15 protein-coding genes are annotated in these 16,857 nt (G+C 70.1%); 7 read left to right on the top strand and 8 right to left on the bottom strand.

Annotated elements, in window-relative coordinates:
- Positions 1 to 63: 63 nt before the first annotated feature.
- Complete coding sequence (locus tag DGO_RS07415; RefSeq protein WP_014684868.1) at positions 64 to 816, bottom strand: fumarylacetoacetate hydrolase family protein; 753 nt, start codon at positions 814 to 816, stop codon at positions 64 to 66.
- Between the two features lie 124 nt (positions 817 to 940).
- On the opposite strand from DGO_RS07415, the gene DGO_RS07410 reads away from it, so the two are divergent.
- From DGO_RS07410 to DGO_RS07395, 4 genes are all read left to right on the top strand, one after another.
- The gene (locus DGO_RS07410; RefSeq protein ID WP_043801527.1) at positions 941 to 1,468 is read left to right on the top strand and encodes a hypothetical protein; all 528 of its coding nucleotides are present in this window, start codon (positions 941 to 943) and stop codon (positions 1,466 to 1,468) included.
- Between the two features lie 80 nt (positions 1,469 to 1,548).
- A complete protein-coding gene (locus DGO_RS07405) occupies positions 1,549 to 2,391 on the top strand; it encodes a serine/threonine-protein kinase (RefSeq protein ID WP_014684866.1) in 843 nt (280 codons plus the stop codon).
- On the top strand, positions 2,382 to 3,284 hold the full coding sequence (gene holA, locus DGO_RS07400; RefSeq protein WP_014684865.1) for a DNA polymerase III subunit delta: 903 nt from the start codon (positions 2,382 to 2,384) through the stop codon (positions 3,282 to 3,284). The genes DGO_RS07405 and holA overlap by 10 nt, the downstream gene beginning before the upstream one ends.
- Before the next feature lie 146 nt (positions 3,285 to 3,430).
- On the top strand, positions 3,431 to 4,567 hold the full coding sequence (locus tag DGO_RS07395; protein ID WP_014684864.1) for an acyl-CoA dehydrogenase family protein: 1,137 nt from the start codon (positions 3,431 to 3,433) through the stop codon (positions 4,565 to 4,567).
- A 411-nt stretch (positions 4,568 to 4,978) separates the two neighbouring features.
- Here DGO_RS07395 and DGO_RS07390 read toward each other — a convergent pair whose 3' ends face one another.
- The gene (locus DGO_RS07390) at positions 4,979 to 5,875 is read right to left on the bottom strand and encodes a transglutaminase-like domain-containing protein (protein WP_014684863.1); all 897 of its coding nucleotides are present in this window, start codon (positions 5,873 to 5,875) and stop codon (positions 4,979 to 4,981) included.
- Between the two features lie 123 nt (positions 5,876 to 5,998).
- Here DGO_RS07390 and DGO_RS07385 point away from each other — a divergent pair, with 123 nt between their 5' ends.
- Entirely contained in the window at positions 5,999 to 8,041 is a 2,043-nt protein-coding gene (locus DGO_RS07385) for a thioredoxin domain-containing protein (protein WP_014684862.1), read from the top strand.
- A 33-nt stretch (positions 8,042 to 8,074) separates the two neighbouring features.
- On the opposite strand, the gene DGO_RS07380 is transcribed toward DGO_RS07385, so the two are convergent.
- Entirely contained in the window at positions 8,075 to 8,521 is a 447-nt protein-coding gene (locus DGO_RS07380) for a hypothetical protein (protein WP_014684861.1), read from the bottom strand.
- Between the two features lie 83 nt (positions 8,522 to 8,604).
- Here DGO_RS07380 and DGO_RS07375 point away from each other — a divergent pair, with 83 nt between their 5' ends.
- Positions 8,605 to 8,829 (top strand): hypothetical protein, encoded by a 225-nt coding sequence (locus DGO_RS07375; protein WP_014684860.1) that lies wholly within the window; start codon positions 8,605 to 8,607, stop codon positions 8,827 to 8,829.
- A gap of 73 nt (positions 8,830 to 8,902) precedes the next feature.
- Positions 8,903 to 11,152 carry an ATP-dependent helicase gene (locus DGO_RS07370; protein WP_043801526.1) on the top strand — a complete coding sequence of 750 codons (2,250 nt, stop codon included), beginning with the start codon at positions 8,903 to 8,905 and terminating at the stop codon, positions 11,150 to 11,152.
- 60 nt (positions 11,153 to 11,212) lie between these two features.
- Here the strand turns inward: DGO_RS07370 and trpD are convergent, their stop codons facing one another.
- The 5 genes from trpD to DGO_RS07345 all read right to left on the bottom strand — a co-directional run bounded on the left by trpD (position 11,213) and on the right by DGO_RS07345 (position 16,749).
- Positions 11,213 to 12,226 carry an anthranilate phosphoribosyltransferase gene (gene trpD, locus DGO_RS07365; RefSeq protein WP_014684858.1) on the bottom strand — a complete coding sequence of 338 codons (1,014 nt, stop codon included), beginning with the start codon at positions 12,224 to 12,226 and terminating at the stop codon, positions 11,213 to 11,215.
- Positions 12,223 to 12,849, bottom strand: coding sequence for an anthranilate synthase component II (locus tag DGO_RS07360; protein ID WP_043801525.1), 627 nt, complete (start codon positions 12,847 to 12,849; stop codon positions 12,223 to 12,225). The genes trpD and DGO_RS07360 overlap by 4 nt, the downstream gene beginning before the upstream one ends.
- Before the next feature lie 53 nt (positions 12,850 to 12,902).
- The gene (gene trpE, locus DGO_RS07355; protein ID WP_083847243.1) at positions 12,903 to 14,378 is read right to left on the bottom strand and encodes an anthranilate synthase component I; all 1,476 of its coding nucleotides are present in this window, start codon (positions 14,376 to 14,378) and stop codon (positions 12,903 to 12,905) included.
- 203 nt (positions 14,379 to 14,581) lie between these two features.
- On the bottom strand, positions 14,582 to 14,860 hold the full coding sequence (locus DGO_RS07350) for a hypothetical protein (protein WP_014684854.1): 279 nt from the start codon (positions 14,858 to 14,860) through the stop codon (positions 14,582 to 14,584).
- Positions 14,857 to 16,749, bottom strand: a complete 1,893-nt coding sequence (locus DGO_RS07345) for a 1,4-alpha-glucan branching enzyme (protein WP_043801524.1) — start codon at positions 16,747 to 16,749, stop codon at positions 14,857 to 14,859. Before DGO_RS07345 ends, DGO_RS07350 begins: the two co-directional genes overlap by 4 nt.
- Between the last annotated feature and the right edge of the window lie 108 nt (positions 16,750 to 16,857).

The raw sequence follows: 16,857 nt of genomic DNA, 5'->3' as shown, positions 1-16,857 counted from the left end.
AAGGCGGATTTCGGAACCCGCGCCGGATGGACGGTGTTCGGCCCGCCCCCGGCCCGCCGGTCCTCAGCCGATCACTGTCCGCAGCACGCCCACGCCCTCGACCTCGACCTCGACCGTGTCGCCCCGCGAGAGCGGCCCGACGCCCTCGGGCGTGCCGGTCAGGACCACGTCGCCCGGCTCCAGGGTCACGTAGCGGGTGATGTACACCAGAATCTGGACCACGTCGAAGATCATGTGGCTGGTGCGGCCGTCCTGGCGCGTCTCGCCGTTGATGCGGGTCTGCACCCGCAGGTCGGTGGGATTCAGGTCGGTCTCCAGCCACGGCCCCAGCGGGCAGAAGCGGTCGGCCGCCTTGGCCCGGAACCACTGCAGGTCGGTCTTCTGGAGGTCGCGGGCGGTGAGGTCCAGCGCGCAGGTGTAGCCCAGCACGGCGGCCAGGGCCGTGTCGGGCTTGAGGTCGCGGGCGCGCTGCCCGATCACGAGCGCGAGTTCACCCTCGAAATGGAAGTTCTCGGTCCAGGCGGGGTACTCGACCACGCCGCCCGGCTCGGCCAGGGTGTTGGCTCCCTTCAGGAAGATGCCCGGTTCCTTCGGCAGTCCGCCCGTGTCGTTGCCCAGTTCGCGGATGTGGTCGAGGTAGTTGCGGCCCACGCACACGACCTTGCCCGCCTCGGCGGGGGCCAGCAGCGTCACGCGGCCCAGCGGGGCCGACGTGCCGTCGCGCGCGCCGCCCATGCCCTGCGTGAAGTGCACCGTGCCGCCCTCCAGCTGACCCCAGCGCGCCGATTCCTGATCGAGTACCCGAACGAGTTGCATGAACGCAGCATAGCCCGCAGGCCTGGCCCGGGCCGGTTCCGGCTGACGCGCACGTGACCGGCCGGGCCATGTTCCTCATGTGGGCTTCATAAGCCTGCAGGCTCCCGAGGGTAGGTTGACCGTGATGAAGCGCCCCTTTGTGTCCCTCGGTCTCCTGACCGGGCTGAGCCTCCTGGGCCCGGCCCAGGCGGCGCCGGTCAAGCTCAGCAATCTGCCCGTGTCGGTCGAACCTAGCGCCAAGCTGCTCACCCTCACCGACGCCGGGATCCGCAACGCCTTCCCCTCGGCGGCCGGCCGGCCCGACGCGGTCTTCATGACGGAGGACCGCAAGGTGAGTGTGGCCTTCGAGTGGCGCGACGGCAAACTCGCCCCCAACGAGGTCGAGAAGCTCGTGGCGCAGTTCCCCGGCGTCATCCGCGCGCAGGTGCCGGGCATCAAGACCCTCAAGGCCGGCCTCGTGCAGATGGGCGGCTCGCCCTGGGCGCAGTTCGTCTTCACGACGCCGGGCCAGGGCGACGACCTGCGCCGCGAACTGATGATGACCAGCGTCGGCGGGCGCGTGCTCGTGCTGACCATCGCCGGCAACGTCAAGGACTATTCACGCAACGAAGCCGTCATCCGGACCCTGACCAGCAGCGTCCGCCTGAACTGAACCCCGCTCCGGCGGCGCGGCAGGCGGCAATTGCGAGGGGAACCGGACTCGGTGCAGATATCTGCCCTTAGAATGGCCGAATGTCGCCCGCCACTCATCTCGAAGTGACCCAGCCCCGGCTGCTGCACCGAAGCGGCGGCCTGCGCTGTGAAGGGGCGAGCTGGCGGCGCAGGTCCGTCTTCGTCAAGACGCGTGAGAGTCACGCGCCCCACACCGTCCGGCGCTTCTGGCAGGAGGGCGAGATCGCGTCCCGCCTCTGCCATCCGCTGGTGGTGCCGCTGCTGGCGCGCACCCCGACCCAGCTCGTGTATCCCTGGATCGAGGGCCGGACCCTGCGCGACCTGCTTCAGGAAGGGCCTCTGAGCCCCGACGAGGCCACGTCCGTCGCCTGGGGCGTGCTGGAGGCCCTGGCGTACCTGCACGACGAGGGCATCACGCACCACGACCTCAAGCCCGAGAACGTGATGCTGGAAGGCGGGCGCGCCGAGGCGGGGGCGGTGCGCCTGATCGACTTCGGCATGAGCCACCTTCAGGACCTGCCGGACGGCGCGGAGCATCTGGCGATGGGCACGCCGCACTTCATGGCCCCGGAGCAGTTCGGGGGGGTGCGCGGCGACCCGCGCAGCGACCTGTACTCGGTCGGGGCGCTGCTGTTCGACTGCGTGGCGGGCGAGCCGCCGCACAAGGACGCCCTGGCCTGGCTGCTGGGCCGCCCCCAGCCCGCCCCGCAGCTGCCCGGTCCGGCGGCGCTGCACACCTTTTTCGGGCGCACGTTGCAGCGGGACCCCGCCCGGCGCACCGCCGAAATCCGCGAGTTGCAGGCCTGCCTGAACCGGGCGCGCGCACTGCTGAACCTGCCGCAACTCTCGTTGCCGGACGTGCTGGGCCAGCCGGGCGACGCCCTGACCTCTCTATGGGACTAGTCGCCTTCACCGGCAACCGCTTTCTGGCCGACGAGACGCTGCGCGACACCCTGGCGGCGCGTGGGCTGTCGCCCCGTGAGCTGCCCCGACTGGGCGGCGAGGACGTGACGGCCGAGCAGCTCGGGCCTCATCTCTCGCCGGGCCTGTTCGGGGACGGCGGCGTGATCGTGGACTTCGAGGGCCTGAAACCCGACAAGGCGCTGCTCGAACTGCTCGCCGGGGCGGGCGTGACGGTCGCCGTTCTCGACGAGGCCCCGCCCGCCACACGCCTCAAGGTGTACGAGAAGTCGGGCGAGGTGATCGCCTCACCCACGCCCAGCAAGCCCGGCGACGTGACCGGCTGGGTCGTGGGGCGCGCCAAGAAACAGAAACTGCCGCTGGACCGCGCCGCCGCGACGTATCTGGCCGAGGTCTTCGGGGCCGACCTGGCCGGCATCGCGGGCGAGATGAACAAGCTCGCGCTGCTGGGCGGCCCGCTGGGCCGCGAGGAGGTCGCGCGCGTGGTGGGCCGCGAGCCGCCCGGCGACTCCTTCGCCATGCTGGGGGCCGCGACGGCGGGCCGCCCCAGCGAGGCGCTGACGCAGTTGCGCCGCCTGCTCGCCTCGGGCGAGGACCCCTTCCGGCTCATGGGCGCGGTCGTGTGGCAGTACAGCCTCATCGCGCGCTGCGTGGCGCTGCTTCAGGAAGAGGGCCGTGTGACCGAGGCCGCCGCCGCCACGCGCCTGGGGGCCAAACCCTACCCGGTCAAGAAGGCGCTGGAGGTGGCCCGCCGCCTGAACGAGACCAGGATTCGCGGCCACCTGACCCGCATCCTCGACGCCGACCTCGCCATGAAGCGCGGCCAGGACGCGGACGCAGCCCTCGAGCGCCTGATCATCCAGCTCAGCGTCTAGGCGCGGAGGCGAACGCGGCCGGAGCCGGGCCGGGGAGCTGTCCCGGGCATCCGTCCGGCCCGGCTCCTTTCCATGGCCTGCTCTGCTAAAATTGAACCCAGTTCAAAACCAATCGCCGCCCGCACGGGGTGGCCTCAGGAGTGCTCATGGAGTTTACGCTGTCCGATGAACAACGCCAGTTGCAGCAGCTCGCGCGCGATTTCGCCCGCCGCGAGATCATTCCGGTGGCGGCCGAGTACGACCGCAAAGAGGAGCTGCCCTGGCCCGTCGTGGAAAAGGCCTTCGAGGTCGGGCTGCTCAACACGTCCATCCCCGAACATGCGGGCGGCCTGGGTCTGGGCATGCTCGACGAGTGCCTGATCGGTGAGGAACTCGCCTACGGCTGCATGGGCATCTACACGGTGCTGATGGCCTCGGAGCTGGGCATCACGCCGCTGCTCGTCGGCGCGACCGAGGAGCAGCAGAAACGCTTCCTGGGGCCGATGACCGAGAAGACCAGCCTCGCCGCCTTCGCGCTCTCGGAGCCGGGCAACGGCTCGGACGCCGCGAACATGCAGACCACGGCCGTCCTCGACGGCGACGAGTGGGTCATCAACGGCACCAAGATGTGGATTTCCAACGGGGGCGTGGCCGAGATCACGGTGGTCTTCGCCACGACCGAGCGCGGCGGCGGGCACGCGGCGACGGTGGCCATCGTGGTGCCCAAGGACGCGCCGGGCTTCTCGTACAACAAGATCGGGCACAAGATGGGCCAGCGCGCCTCGCTGACCTCGGAACTGGTGTTCGAGAACGTGCGTGTGCCGCGTGAAAACCAGCTCGGCGGGCTGGGTGACGGCTTCAAGATCGCCATGAAGACCCTCGACAAGACGCGCATCCCGGTCGCGGCCGGTTCGGTGGGCATCGCCCGGCGCGCCCTGGACGAGAGCGTGAAATACGCCAAGGAGCGCGAGGCCTTCGGCAAGCCGATCTCCAGCTTCCAGGGCGTGAGCTTCAAGCTCGCGGAGATGGCGATGGGCATCGAGACCGGCCGCCTGATGTATCAGAAGGCCGCGTGGCTGGTGGACCAGGGACAGCCGCACGGGTTCGAGAGCGCCATCGCCAAGGCCTACTGCTCGGACATGGCGTTCAGCGCCGCCAACGAGGCGATTCAGGTCCACGGCGGCTACGGCTATGTGGGCGAGTACCCGGTCGAGAAGCTGCTGCGCGACGTGAAGCTCAACCAGATCTACGAGGGCACCAACGAGATTCAGCGGGTCGTCATCAGCCGGACCCTGCTGAAGTAGGGCGGGCTCGGGGCGGGCGGGAATCGTCCCTCCGGCGGACCGGCGACCTGGAGTCGGGCCATATGGGGAACGGCGGTGGGGCTGATGGCCGGGTCACGGTCCCGCCGATCCAGAACCGGCTCCCGCTGGGCCGGGCAGCGCTTCCTGGGCGGCTGCGGCATGCAGGCCCCGCTGCCCTCTCTGCCGCTGTTCACACTGCGGTGCTTCGGGGCAGTGACAGTCGGGGCTCTTCTCCTCCATCGAGGTGCCTGCCTTCCGCTCCGACCGGTTTGTCGGGACAGGCCGGCCCCGATGACGTGCCGAACGACTGGGCATACCCTGCCCGGCCGGCACAGGCCAACTGACCCGCCTTGACGCCCTCCCGAAGATCCGGGGGCGTACGCCGGGGCGCGTGATCCACGCCCCCGGACGTCAGAAGATGCGCGGCCTGGGTTCGATGTCCAGCGTGTTGTCGTTGTCCGTCTCGTCGGCCCAGACCTTCATCTGGGTCAGGCGGGCGCTGCCGAAGGTGGTCGAGAAGGCCACGTCGGAAGCGTCGCGGCCCTGCGCGATGAGCACGCGGCCGGTACGCGGCTTGTTGTGGCGGGCGTCGAATGTCCGCCACTCGCCGTCGAGGAAGGCCTCGAACCAGGCGTGGAAGTCCATCGGCACGGGGTCGGGCACGATGTCGATGTCGGGCATATACCCGCACACGTAACGGGCCGGGATGTTCAGCGCGCGGCAGAAGGCCACGCCCATGTGCGCGAAATCGCGGCACACGGCGCGCCCGCTGTCGAGCGCCTGCTTGGCACTGGTGCTGGAGTTCGAGCCGTAGCCGTACACGCACTGGTCCTGAAGGTGATCGCAGATGGCCTGCACCTGCGCCCAGCCCCCCTGGATGTGCCCGAACCGCTCCCAGGCCTCGGCGCTCACGAGGTCACTGTCCACGTAGCGGCTGGGCAGCAGGTAACCGATGGTCTCGTCGGGCAGTTCCTCGACGCGCATCTTGCGCAGGCCCGGCAGGACCGGGTCGGGCACGCGGCTCACCTCCGCGATGAGGTCGTGACCGATGGTGAAGGTGCCCGGCTGGGCCAGGATGCGCCATACGAGGTTGCCGTGCGCGTCGGTGTAGGTGTGGATGCCCTGCGCCGCGCCCAGGGGCCGCTGGTCGATGATGCGCTGACGGGTGCCGGTCGCGCCGAGACGGTCCTGGGGCTGCACGACGAACAGCATGGGGGTCGGAAAGGGAACATCGAAAGTCAGGGAAAAGCCTGCACGAACACGAACGGGGCGGTCAATCGGGGCAGTCTCTGGATCGTGCGGGGCCATACCCCTACAGTGTGAGGCTTTCGGAGCGCGCCTGCGTGTGATGCCTACTTCACCGCCGGGGCGTGAACCTTCCTTGAGACTTCGCCCGGTCCGGCGCGGCGGCTCGCATATTAGGCTGCGCCCATGAACCGCCTCGCCCAGGAATCCAGCCCGTATCTGCGTCAGCACGCCGAGAATCCGGTGGACTGGTGGCCCTGGTCGCCTGAGGCCTTTGAGGAGGCGCGGCGCCGCGACGTGCCGGTGCTGCTCTCGGTGGGCTACTCGACCTGCCACTGGTGCCACGTCATGGCGCACGAGAGCTTCGAGGACGAGGCGACGGCCGCGCAGATGAACGCCGGCTTCGTGAACATCAAGGTGGACCGCGAGGAGCGGCCCGACATCGACGCGGTGTACATGGCCGCCACGCAGGCCCTGACCGGCCAGGGCGGCTGGCCCATGACCGTGTTCCTGACGCCCGACGCCGAACCCTTCTATGCGGGCACCTACTTTCCGCCGCGCGAGGGCCTGGGCATGCCCAGCTTCGGGCGGGTCCTGGGCAGTGTCAGCGGCGCGTGGACCACGCAGCGGGACAAGATGCTGGGCAACGCGCAGGCCCTGACCGCCCACATCCAGGAGGCGAGCGCGCCGCGCCGGGGCGAGGACCCGCTGCCCGACGGGGCGACCGGACTGGCGGTCGAGCACCTGCGCCGCGTGTACGACGCCGACCTGGGGGGCTTCGGGGGGGCGCCGAAATTTCCCTCACCCGCCACGCTGGACTTCCTGCTCACGCAATCGGCCGGGCGCGACATGGCGCTGCACACCCTGCGGCGCATGGGCGCGGGCGGCATCCACGACCAGCTCGGCGGTGGCTTTCACCGTTACAGCGTGGACGCGCAGTGGCTCGTGCCGCACTTCGAAAAGATGCTCTACGACAACGCGCAGCTCGCGCGCACGTTGCTGCGGGCCTTTCAGGTCAGCGGCGACGGGGCCTTCGCCGATCTCGCCCGGACCACCCTGGGTTACCTCGAACGCGAGATGCTCTCGGCCGAGGGCGGGTTTTTCAGCGCCCAGGACGCCGACACGCCGACCGATCACGGCGGCGTGGAGGGGTTGACCTTCACCTGGACTCCAGCCGAAATCCGGGAGGTGCTGGGAGCAGGCGGGGACACCGACCTCGCCCTGAGGGCCTACGGCGTGACCGAGGAGGGCAATTTCCTTGACCCGCACCGGCCGGAATACGGGCGGCGCAACGTGCTTCACCTGCCGACCCCCGTGAGCCAGCTCACCCGCGACCTCGGACCGGACGTGCCCACGCGGCTGGAGGCGGCCCGCGCCCACCTTCTTGCCGCGCGGCAGGCCCGCACGCAGCCCGGCACCGACGACAAGGTACTGACTTCGTGGAACGGGCTGGCGCTGGCCGCCTTCGCGGACGCGGCGCGGGTGCTGGGGGACACGCAGCTTCTGGAAGTGGCCCGCCGGAACGCCGACTTCGTGCGCCGTGAGCTGCGACTGCCGGACGGCACGCTGCGCCACACCTACAAGGACGGACAGGCGCGGGTGGAGGGGCTTCTGGAGGACCACGTGCTGTACGCGCTGGGGCTCGTCGCTCTGTTCCAGGCGGGCGGCGACCTCGCGCACCTGCACTGGGCGCGCGAACTGTGGACCGTGGTGCGGCGCGACTTCTGGGACGCCGAGGCCGGGGTCTTCCACAGCGCGGGCGGCCGGGCCGAGACGCTGCTCACCCGGCAGGCGCAGGGCTTCGACTCGGCCATCCTCTCGGACAATGCGGCGGCGGCGCTGCTCGCGCTGTGGGTGGACCGTTACTTCGGCGACCCGGAGGCCCTGGACATCGCCCGGCGTACCGTCCAGAGCTTCGCGGGCGACATGCTGGCGGCCACCGGCGGCTTCGGGGGACTGTGGCAGGCGGCGGCCTTTCTGGAGGCCCCACACACCGAAGTGGCGATCCTGGGCACGCCGGCCGAGCGAGCGCCGTTGGAACGTGCGGCGGCGCGGCACTTCCTGCCCTTCACGGCCCTGGCCTTCACCGGGTCGGGCGGCGACCTGCCCGTGCTGGAAGCGCGCCCGGGCGGCGGACAGGCCTATGTGTGCGTGGACCGCGCCTGCCAGCTTCCCACCCACGACCCGGCCACGCTGGAGCGGCAGCTCGGGGGGCTGGGCGGGGGCTGAGGCCGGGAGAAGGAGGCCTTCAGTCCAGCAGGATCAGCCGGGGGTCCAGGTCGCGGCGAGCTGCCCGTTGGTGATGGTCAGGGTGGTGAAGGCCGAGCGGCCCCCGGTCAGGTCAGCGCGGGCGACCACGCTCTGGCCGGTCTTATCGCACTTCAGGGTCGATTCGAGGCTGGTGAAGCGGGTCGCGCGCGTGTTCAGCAGGGTATAACCGGCCGTCTTGGACAGGTGCAGGCTGCGCCCGGCCAGCAGGCCGTCGGGCGAGGGGTCCGAGGGGCTGGCGCCGTCGTATCGCAGCCCCACCGAGTCGCCGAGGGTCTGGTCATCCTTCCAGGGAATCGCCGGGTCGCTCCAGGTCACGCTGCCGCAGGCCGCGATTACGGTGGCCGGCACCGTCACCGTGACGGCCTGGACACTGGGGCCGCTCGTCTGGAAGCAGCCGGTGAGGAATGGAAGGGTCAGCAGAGGCAGCAGACGTCGCATGTCCGGACCATAGCTGAGGCGTATGAGACCTGTGCCACACTTGAGACTCATCCGTTTCCGGAACGGAGGGGAAGGGAGGCGAGATGAACCCGACCGTGCTGCGCGTGCTGATCACTCTGCTGGTGCTGATCCTGACCGGACTGGGGCTCTATACCCTGGCCTACGCCTTCGGGCTGGGCCGCCGGGGCCAGGGCGCGGCGCAACTGGGCCTCGCGGCGGCGGGCCTGCTCGCCCTCAGGGCGACGTGGCGGTTGCCCCCAGCCGGGTTATGCTGGACGCAGCGGCGCTGGTGGCCCTGGCTGCTCTGACAGGCTGGCGGTTTCTGACCACTCTCCTTCCTCTTTACGCCCTGAACAGAATCGACTCTGATACACTCGTTCGGTGACTTCCGCGCCCTCAGATTCCCCGCTGCTCTCACAGCTCAACGAAACGCAGGCGCAGGCCGCCGACCACTTCACCGGCCCCGCGCTGGTAATCGCGGGCGCGGGGAGCGGCAAGACGCGCACGCTGATCTACCGCATCGCCCACCTCATCGAGCATTACGGCGTGCATCCCGGCGAGATCCTGGCCGTGACCTTCACCAACAAGGCGGCGGCCGAGATGCGCGAGCGCGCCAGTCACCTCGTCCCCGGCGCGGGCGACCTGTGGATGAGCACCTTCCACAGCGCAGGCGTGCGTATCCTGCGGGCCTACGGCGAGCACATCGGCTTGAAACGCGGCTTCGTGATCTATGACGACGACGACCAGTCGGACATCCTCAAGGAGATCATGGGGAGCATTCCGGGCATCGGCCCCGACACCACGCCCCGCACCCTGCGCGGGATTCTGGACCGCGCCAAGAGCAACCTGCTGACCCCCGACGACCTCGCCCGCCGGGGCGACCCGTACATCTCGGGGCTGCCGCGCGAGGTGGCGGCCGAGGTCTACCGCCGTTACGAGGCGCGCAAGCGGGGCCAGAACGCCATCGACTTCGGGGACCTCATCACCGAGACGGTGCGGCTGTTCCGGGAAGTGCCGGGCGTGCTCGACAAGGTGCAGAACCGCGCGCGCTTCATCCACGTGGACGAGTACCAGGACACCAACAAGGCGCAGTACGAGCTGACGCGGCTGCTCGCCTCGCGCGACCGCAACCTGCTGGTCGTCGGGGACCCCGACCAGTCGATCTACAAATTCCGGGGCGCCGACATCCAGAACATCCTCGACTTCCAGAAGGACTACCCCGACGCCAAGGTCTACATGCTGGAGCACAACTACCGCTCGAGCGCCAGCGTCCTGAAGATCGCCAACAAGCTCATCGAGAACAACACCGAGCGCCTGGACAAGACCCTGAAGCCCGTGAAGGCCGAGGGCGCGCCGGTCGCCTTCCACCGCGCGACCGACCACCGCGCCGAGGGCGATTTCGTGGCGCAGTGGATCACGCGGCTGCACGGCGAGGGCCGCCCCCTGACCGAGATGGCCGTGCTGTACCGCACCAACGCCCAGTCGCGCGTGATCGAGGAATCGCTGCGCCGGGGCCAGATTCCGGCCAAGATCGTGGGGGGCGTGGGCTTCTACGACCGCCGGGAAATCCGCGACATCCTGGCCTACGCCCGGCTGGCGATCAACCCGGCCGACGACGTGGCCCTGCGCCGCATCATCGGGCGGCCCAAGCGCGGCATCGGCGACACGGCGCTGGAGAAACTGATGGGCTGGGCGCAGACGCACGGCCAGACGCTGCTCGAAGCCTGTGCCCGCGCCGTAGAGGACAACATCCTGGACCGGGGCGCGCAGAAGCCGGTCGAGTTCGCCGCCCTGATGAGGGCCATGAGCGAGGCCGCCGAGAACTACGAGCCCGCGCCATTTTTCCGCTTCGTGATCGAGACGAGCGGGTATCTGGACCTGCTGCGCCAGGAGGGGCAGGAGGGGCAGGTACGCATGGAGAACCTCGACGAACTCGTGAACGCGGCTGAGGAATGGTCGCGCGAGAACGAGGGCGGCGTCCACGACTTCCTCGACGACGCCGCGCTGCTGTCGAGCGTGGACGACATGCGCACGAAAAAGGAGAACAAGGACGTGCCCGAGGAGGCCGTGACCCTCATGACCCTGCACAACGCCAAGGGCCTGGAATTCCCGGTGGTGTTCATCGTAGGCACGGAAGAGGGCCTGCTGCCCAGCCGGGGCGCCCTGACCGAGGGGCCGGGGGCCATCGAGGAGGAGCGGCGACTGTTCTATGTGGGCATCACGCGGGCGATGGAACGCCTGTTCCTGACGGCGGCCGAGAACCGCATGCAGTTCGGCAAGACGAACGCCGCCGAGGACAGCCGTTTTCTCGAGGAGATCGGCGGCGAGTTCGACACCATCGACGCCTACGGCCAGAATGTCGAGTACCGTGCCAAGAGCTGGAAGACCTACCGCCCGACCGTTCCGGCCGCGCCGCAGGGTGGGGGCTACAGCAGCCCCGTCAAGAACACCAGTCCCATGACCTCCGGCATGGCCTACCGGGGCGGCGAGAAGGTCAGCCATCCCAAGTTCGGCGAGGGTCAGGTGCTCGCGGTGTCGGGCATGGGCGAGCGCCAGGAGGTCACGGTGCATTTTCCCAGCGCGGGCACGAAAAAGCTGCTCGTGAAATTCGCCAACCTCAGCAAGGTGTAGGCCCGGCGGGACAGCCGGCCTGTCCGGCCTCCCCCGCCCCGGCCTCTGCCCCGGCCCCGCCTACCGCCGGGCGCGCTGCGTGAATGCCGCGTAGCGTTGCAGGGCGTCCCAGCCCGCGCCGCTGTCCATCACCTCGCGGGCCTGCTCGACCCCTTCGCGGATGCTGCCTACGCGCCCGGCGGTGCGCAGGCCCGCCCCGGCGTTCAGCGCCACGATGTCGCGCTGCGCCGGCGTGCCGCCGCCCGTGAGCAGGGCGCGGGTGATGCCGGCGTTCTCGGCGGGCGTACCCCCCACGATGGCCTCGCGGGGGTGCAGGCCCACACCGACCTCCTCGGGGTGCAGGGTCCGGTCCACGACCACGCCGTCACGCAGGCCCGAGACGGTATTTACCCCGCTCACCGTGAATTCGTCGAGGCCGTCGCCGTTGACCACCGTCGCGCCCTTGGCGCCCAGCAGCCGCAGCACCTCGGCCATGACGCGCGTGAGGGCCGGACTGAACACCCCGACGACCAGGTGCGTCGCCCCGGCCGGATTGGAGAGCGGCCCCAGGATGTTGAACACCGTGCGCGCCGCGAGGTCCGAGCGCACGGCCGCCGCGTGCCGCAGGGCCGGGTGGTAGTTGCGCGCGAACATGAATCCCACGCCCAGGGTGTCGATGGCGTCCACCACGACCTCGGGCGGGGCGTCGAGATTCACGCCCAGGGCTTCGAGCACGTCGGCGCTGCCCGAGCGGCTGCTCGCGGCGCGGTTGCCGTGCTTGGCGACCGGCACCCCGGCCCCCGCCAGCACGAAGGCGGTCGTCGTACTGATGTTGAAGGTGTGCGCGCCGTCACCCCCCGTGCCCACCACGTCCAGCAGCACGTCGCGGGGCTGCACCCGCACCTGCACGGCGTTCTCGCGCATGGCCTGGGCGAAGCCCGCGATCTCGCCCGGCGTTTCGCCGCGCACCCGCAGGGCCGCCAGCGCCGCCGCGAGGCGCACGCCGCTCAGCTCGCCCGACATCACGTCGCGCATGAACGCCGCCGCGTCCTCCTGCGAGAGCACCTCTCCGGCCATCAGTCGGGCGTGGATCATCGTTGGCCCTCCCGGCGCTGACGGACGATCTCCAGGAAATTGCGCAGCATGGCCATGCCGCCCTCGGTGGCGATACTTTCAGGGTGGAACTGCACGCCGTAGACGGGGTAGTCGCGGTGGCGCAGCGCCATCACGATCTCCTCGTCGGGGTCGGTGGTCCAGGCGGTCGCCTCCAGTTCGGGGGGCAGGTCGCGCACGACCAGCGAGTGGTAGCGCGTGACGGTCACGCCGTCGCCCAGCCCCGCGAAGAGGCCGTGGCCGTCGTGGCGCACCGGACTGGTCTTGCCGTGGACCGGCTGCGCGGCGCGGCCCACCCGCGCGCCGAAGGCCTCGCCGATGCTCTGGTGGCCCAGGCACACGCCCAGCGTCGGATACTGCGGCCCCAGCTCCCGGATGACCTGCACGCTCAGGCCCGCCTCGGTCGGCGTGCAGGGACCCGGCGACACCACGATGGCGTCGGGGTTCAGCTCGCGCACGTCGTCCAGCGTGAACTGGTCGTTGCGCCAGATGGTCAGGTCGCAGCCCAGCTCACCGAAATACTGCACGAGGTTGTAGGTGAAGGAGTCGTAGTTGTCGATGAGCAGAAGGCGCAGAGGGGGCGGGGCGGAGGGGGATGCAGTCATGGCAGGGTCTCCTGAGGGGCTGGGGGAACGGACGGGGATGGGACGCTCGGCAGTCACAGGCCCCCCGCCGCCAGTTCGACGGCCCGCATGAGGGCGGCGGCCTTGTTGCGCGTCTCCTGCTCCTCGGCGGCCGGGTCGCTGTCGGCCACCACGCCCGCCCCGGCCTGGATATGCACGCGGCCGTGCGCGATGACCATGGTGCGCAGGGTCAGGGCCATGTCCATGCTGCCGTCGAAGGCGATGTACCCGAAGCTGCCCCCGTACGGTCCCCGGCGCACCGGCTCCATCTCGTCGATGATCTCCATCGCGCGGATCTTGGGCGCGCCCGACACCGTGCCCATCGGCAGCACCGAGGCCAGGGCGTGCAGCGGCGTCTGGCCTTCTCGCAACTCGCCCGTCACCCCCGACACGATGTGCATGACATGGCTGTAGCGTTCGATGGAAAAGGCGTCCTGTACCCGCACCGTCCCGAAACGGCTCACGCGGCCCAGGTCGTTGCGGCCCAGGTCCACCAGCATGAGGTGCTCGGCGCGCTCCTTCTCGTCGGCCAGCAGTTCGGCGGCCAGGGCGTCGTCGGCCTCCGGGGTCGCGCCGCGCGTCCGGGTGCCGGCGATGGGCTTGGTCACGACCGTGTGCCCGTCGCTGCGCAGCAGGCTCTCGGGGCTGCTCGCCACCAGCGTCACCCCGCCCTCCTGCGAGCCCCCCAGGTGGAGGTAACCCAGGTAGGGGCTGGGATTCACGCGCCGCAGCGCCCGGTACAGCGCGAAGGGATGCAGCTCGCCCAGGTCGGCGCTGAAGCGCTGCGACGGCACGAACTGGAAGATGTCCCCGGCGCGGATGTACTCCAGGCCCCGGCGCACCACGTCCATGTAGGCCTCGGGGGTGTGGTTGCTCGTGAACTGCGGCGCGGCGGTCGGCGTGCGGCCGGGCACGTCCCCGGGCAGCGGGCCGCGCAGGCGCGCGCTCAGGGCCTCGACCTCGGCCTCGGCCTCCTGCGGCGTGGCGGCGGTCGCCACGGCGACGAGGCGGTGCTTGAGGTGGTCGTACACCACCATGCCGCGCGGCGCGATGAACAGCGCGTCGGGCACGTCCAGCTCGTCGGGGTTAGCGTCGGGCAGCGTCTCGTAGGCGCGGATGATGTCGTAGGCCGCGTAACCCACCGCGCCTCCCACGAAGGCGGGCAGGCCGGCGGGCAGCGGCACGCTCCGGGTCGTCACGGCGTACAGCCGCGCCAGGGGGTCGGCCTCGGGACCGGCGAAGTCGCCGAACACGCCGCTGCTGCGCACCTCGCCCGCGCGGTACACGAACCGGCCCTGCGCCCCCACCCCGATGAACGAGTAGCGCCCCAGCTTCTCGCCCGCCTCCACGCTTTCGAGCAGGAAGGAGACCTCCTCACCCTGCGCCACCTTCAGGTACGCGGTGACGGGCGTGTCGAGGTCGGCGTTGAGTTCGCGTACGGCGACGGCCTGGGGGACCGGGGCGGCGGCCGGCGGGACGGAGGCTGGGACGGCGGATTCAGTGTGGGTCATACGGCTCCTCTGGCGCGGGGCGGGGCGGCGAGCAGGCAGAAAAAAAGCGCCCGGTGGGAATTCCACCTGGGCGCGGTCCGGTCGTGCGGCAACGGCAATCAGTCCCAGGCGAAGCTGGGCCACCACCACGCGGCATTGACGGTCCTGAACACGGTCATGGCGCGAGCATAGCGCGGGGCGCGGCCCGGCTCAAGCGGGGCGGTCTACGCACCCGGCTGCTCGCTGGCGGCGTAGAACAGCAGCCCGATCAGGATGAGGTCCAGCGCCCAGCTGCTCGGCCGGCGCAGCCGCTCGTCGGTGCGTGCGCGCCACAGTTGCAGGCCCAGCCGCACGACCAGCAGCGCCCCCACCAGGTAGGGGCTGGGAGGTGGCCCCCCGCTGACCAGCGGCCACAGCAGCAGCAGGGCCAGGACCACCAGCAGCCCCAGGCTCAGCATGGTGGCGGGGTCGGGCCGACTCCGGGGCCGGTCGGGACCGGTCAACGTTCCTCGCTCAGGACGGTCGCGGCCGGCTCCAGCACGAGCACGCCGTGAGGGGGCAGATTCAGGCGCAGCAGTCCGGTCTGGCCCTGCCAGCCCTCGTCCGTCGCGGTCAGGTCGCCCTGCACGGTGCCGAAGCCCCCGAAGTCCAGGTCGTCGGTCGAGAGCAGCAGCCGGTACTCGCCCGCCTGCGGCACGCCCACCGGGTAGGCCTCACGGTACACCGGGGTCAGGTTGGCGACGATCAGGCTCCAGGCGCTGCCCCTGGGATCGCGGCGCACGTAGGCGTACACGCTGGTTTCGGTGTCGTCGGCGGCGACCCAGAGCATGCCCTCGTCCTCCAGATCTCCCTTGTGCCAGTCGGGGCGCTCGCGGTACAGCGCGTTCAGGCGGCGCACGAGGTTCATCACGCCCCGGTGGTCGGGCTGGTCGGCCATGAACCAGGGCAGCGACTCGGCGTAGTTCCACTCGGTGCTCTGGGCGAACTCCTGGCCCATGAACAGCAGCTTCTTGCCGGGCGTGCTCCACATCGTCGCCAGAAAGGCGCGGTAGCCGGCGCGCTTCATGTACCAGTCGCCGGGCATCTTCATGACCGCCGACTCCTTGAGGTGCACGACCTCGTCGTGGCTGATCGCCAGCATGAAGTTCTCGGTGGTGCGGTACACGTTGAAGAAGGTCAGCTTGTGGTGGTCGTACTTGCGCCAGAGGGGGTCTTCCTCGAAGTAGGCCAGCGTGTCGTTCATCCAGCCCATCGCCCACTTGTAGTCGAAGCCCAGGCCGAACGGCGTCGGGGCCGTCACGCCCGGGAAGGCCGTGCTCTCCTCGGCGACCATCATGCAGCCGGGGGCCATGTGGTGCGCGACCTCGTTCAGGCGCTTGAGAAAGGCGATGGCCTCCAGGTTCTCGCGCCCGCCGTGGACGTTCGGCACCCAGTCGGTGCGCGAGAAGTCGAGGTACAGCATCGAGGCGACGGCGTCCACCCGCAGGCCGTCCACATGGAAGTCCTGGAGCCACTTGAGGGCCGAGCCGATCAGGAACATCACGACCTCGTTGCGGCCGTAGTCGAAGATGTAGGTGTTCCAGTCGAAGTGGAAGCCCTTGCGCGGGTCGGCGTACTCGTAGAGCGGCGCGCCGTCGAAACTCGCCAGCGCGAACTCGTCGGTCGGGAAGTGCCCGGGCACCCAGTCCACAAGCACGCCGATCCCCAGGCCGTGCAGGTGGTCCACGAGGTACTTGAAGTCCTCGGGGCTGCCCATGCGGCTCGTCGGGGCGTAGTAGCCGGTGACCTGGTAGCCCCACGACCCGTCGAAGGGGTGCTCCATGACGCCCAGCAGCTCGACGTGGGTGTAGCCCATGTCGGTCACGTACTCGCCCAGACGGTGCGCGAGGTCGCGGTAGTTCAGGAACCAGCCGTCGTCGCCCTTCTGCCACGAGGGCGCGTGGCACTCGTAGATGCTCACGGCCTCCGCGAAGCCCTGCGCGCGCTTCTCCATCCAGGCGGCGTCGGTCCAGTCGAAGGGCTGGTCCCAGACGATGCTGCTCGTGTTGGGCCGCGTCTCGAAAAAGCGGCCGTAGGGGTCGGCCTTGTCCACCGTGCGGCCGTCCTGGCCCGTCACGCGGAACTTGTAGCGCTGGCCGTGGCGCGCGGCGGGCACGAAGGCGCCCCAGAACCCGAACTCCAGACGCTCCATCACGTTGTCGAAGCCGTTCCAGCCGTTGAAATCGCCCACCACGCTGACATACCGGGCATTGGGGGCCCACACGGCGAAGCGCACCCCCTCCACCCCGTTCTCGGTGGTCGGATGTGCGCCGAGCAGGTGGTCTGGCCGGACGAGGTCGGCCGTCACGAGCTGTTGCAGATGCCCGTGATCGAGAGGCAGGGGAAGTGTCATACCCGGAGTCTACCGGCCCTGCCCGAGCGCCCGCCCGCGCCGCTCCCGGACGTGAAAACTGTCTAAGGGCGCTGTCCAGACGGCGGCGCGGCGCGGCAGCGGCGGGGC

It is taken from the genome of Deinococcus gobiensis I-0 (assembly GCF_000252445.1).
GTDB classification, from domain to species: Bacteria; Deinococcota; Deinococci; order Deinococcales; family Deinococcaceae; genus Deinococcus; species Deinococcus gobiensis.
Note: the sequence above shows the minus strand (reverse complement) of the source record. Positions and strands in the feature narration are given on the sequence as shown.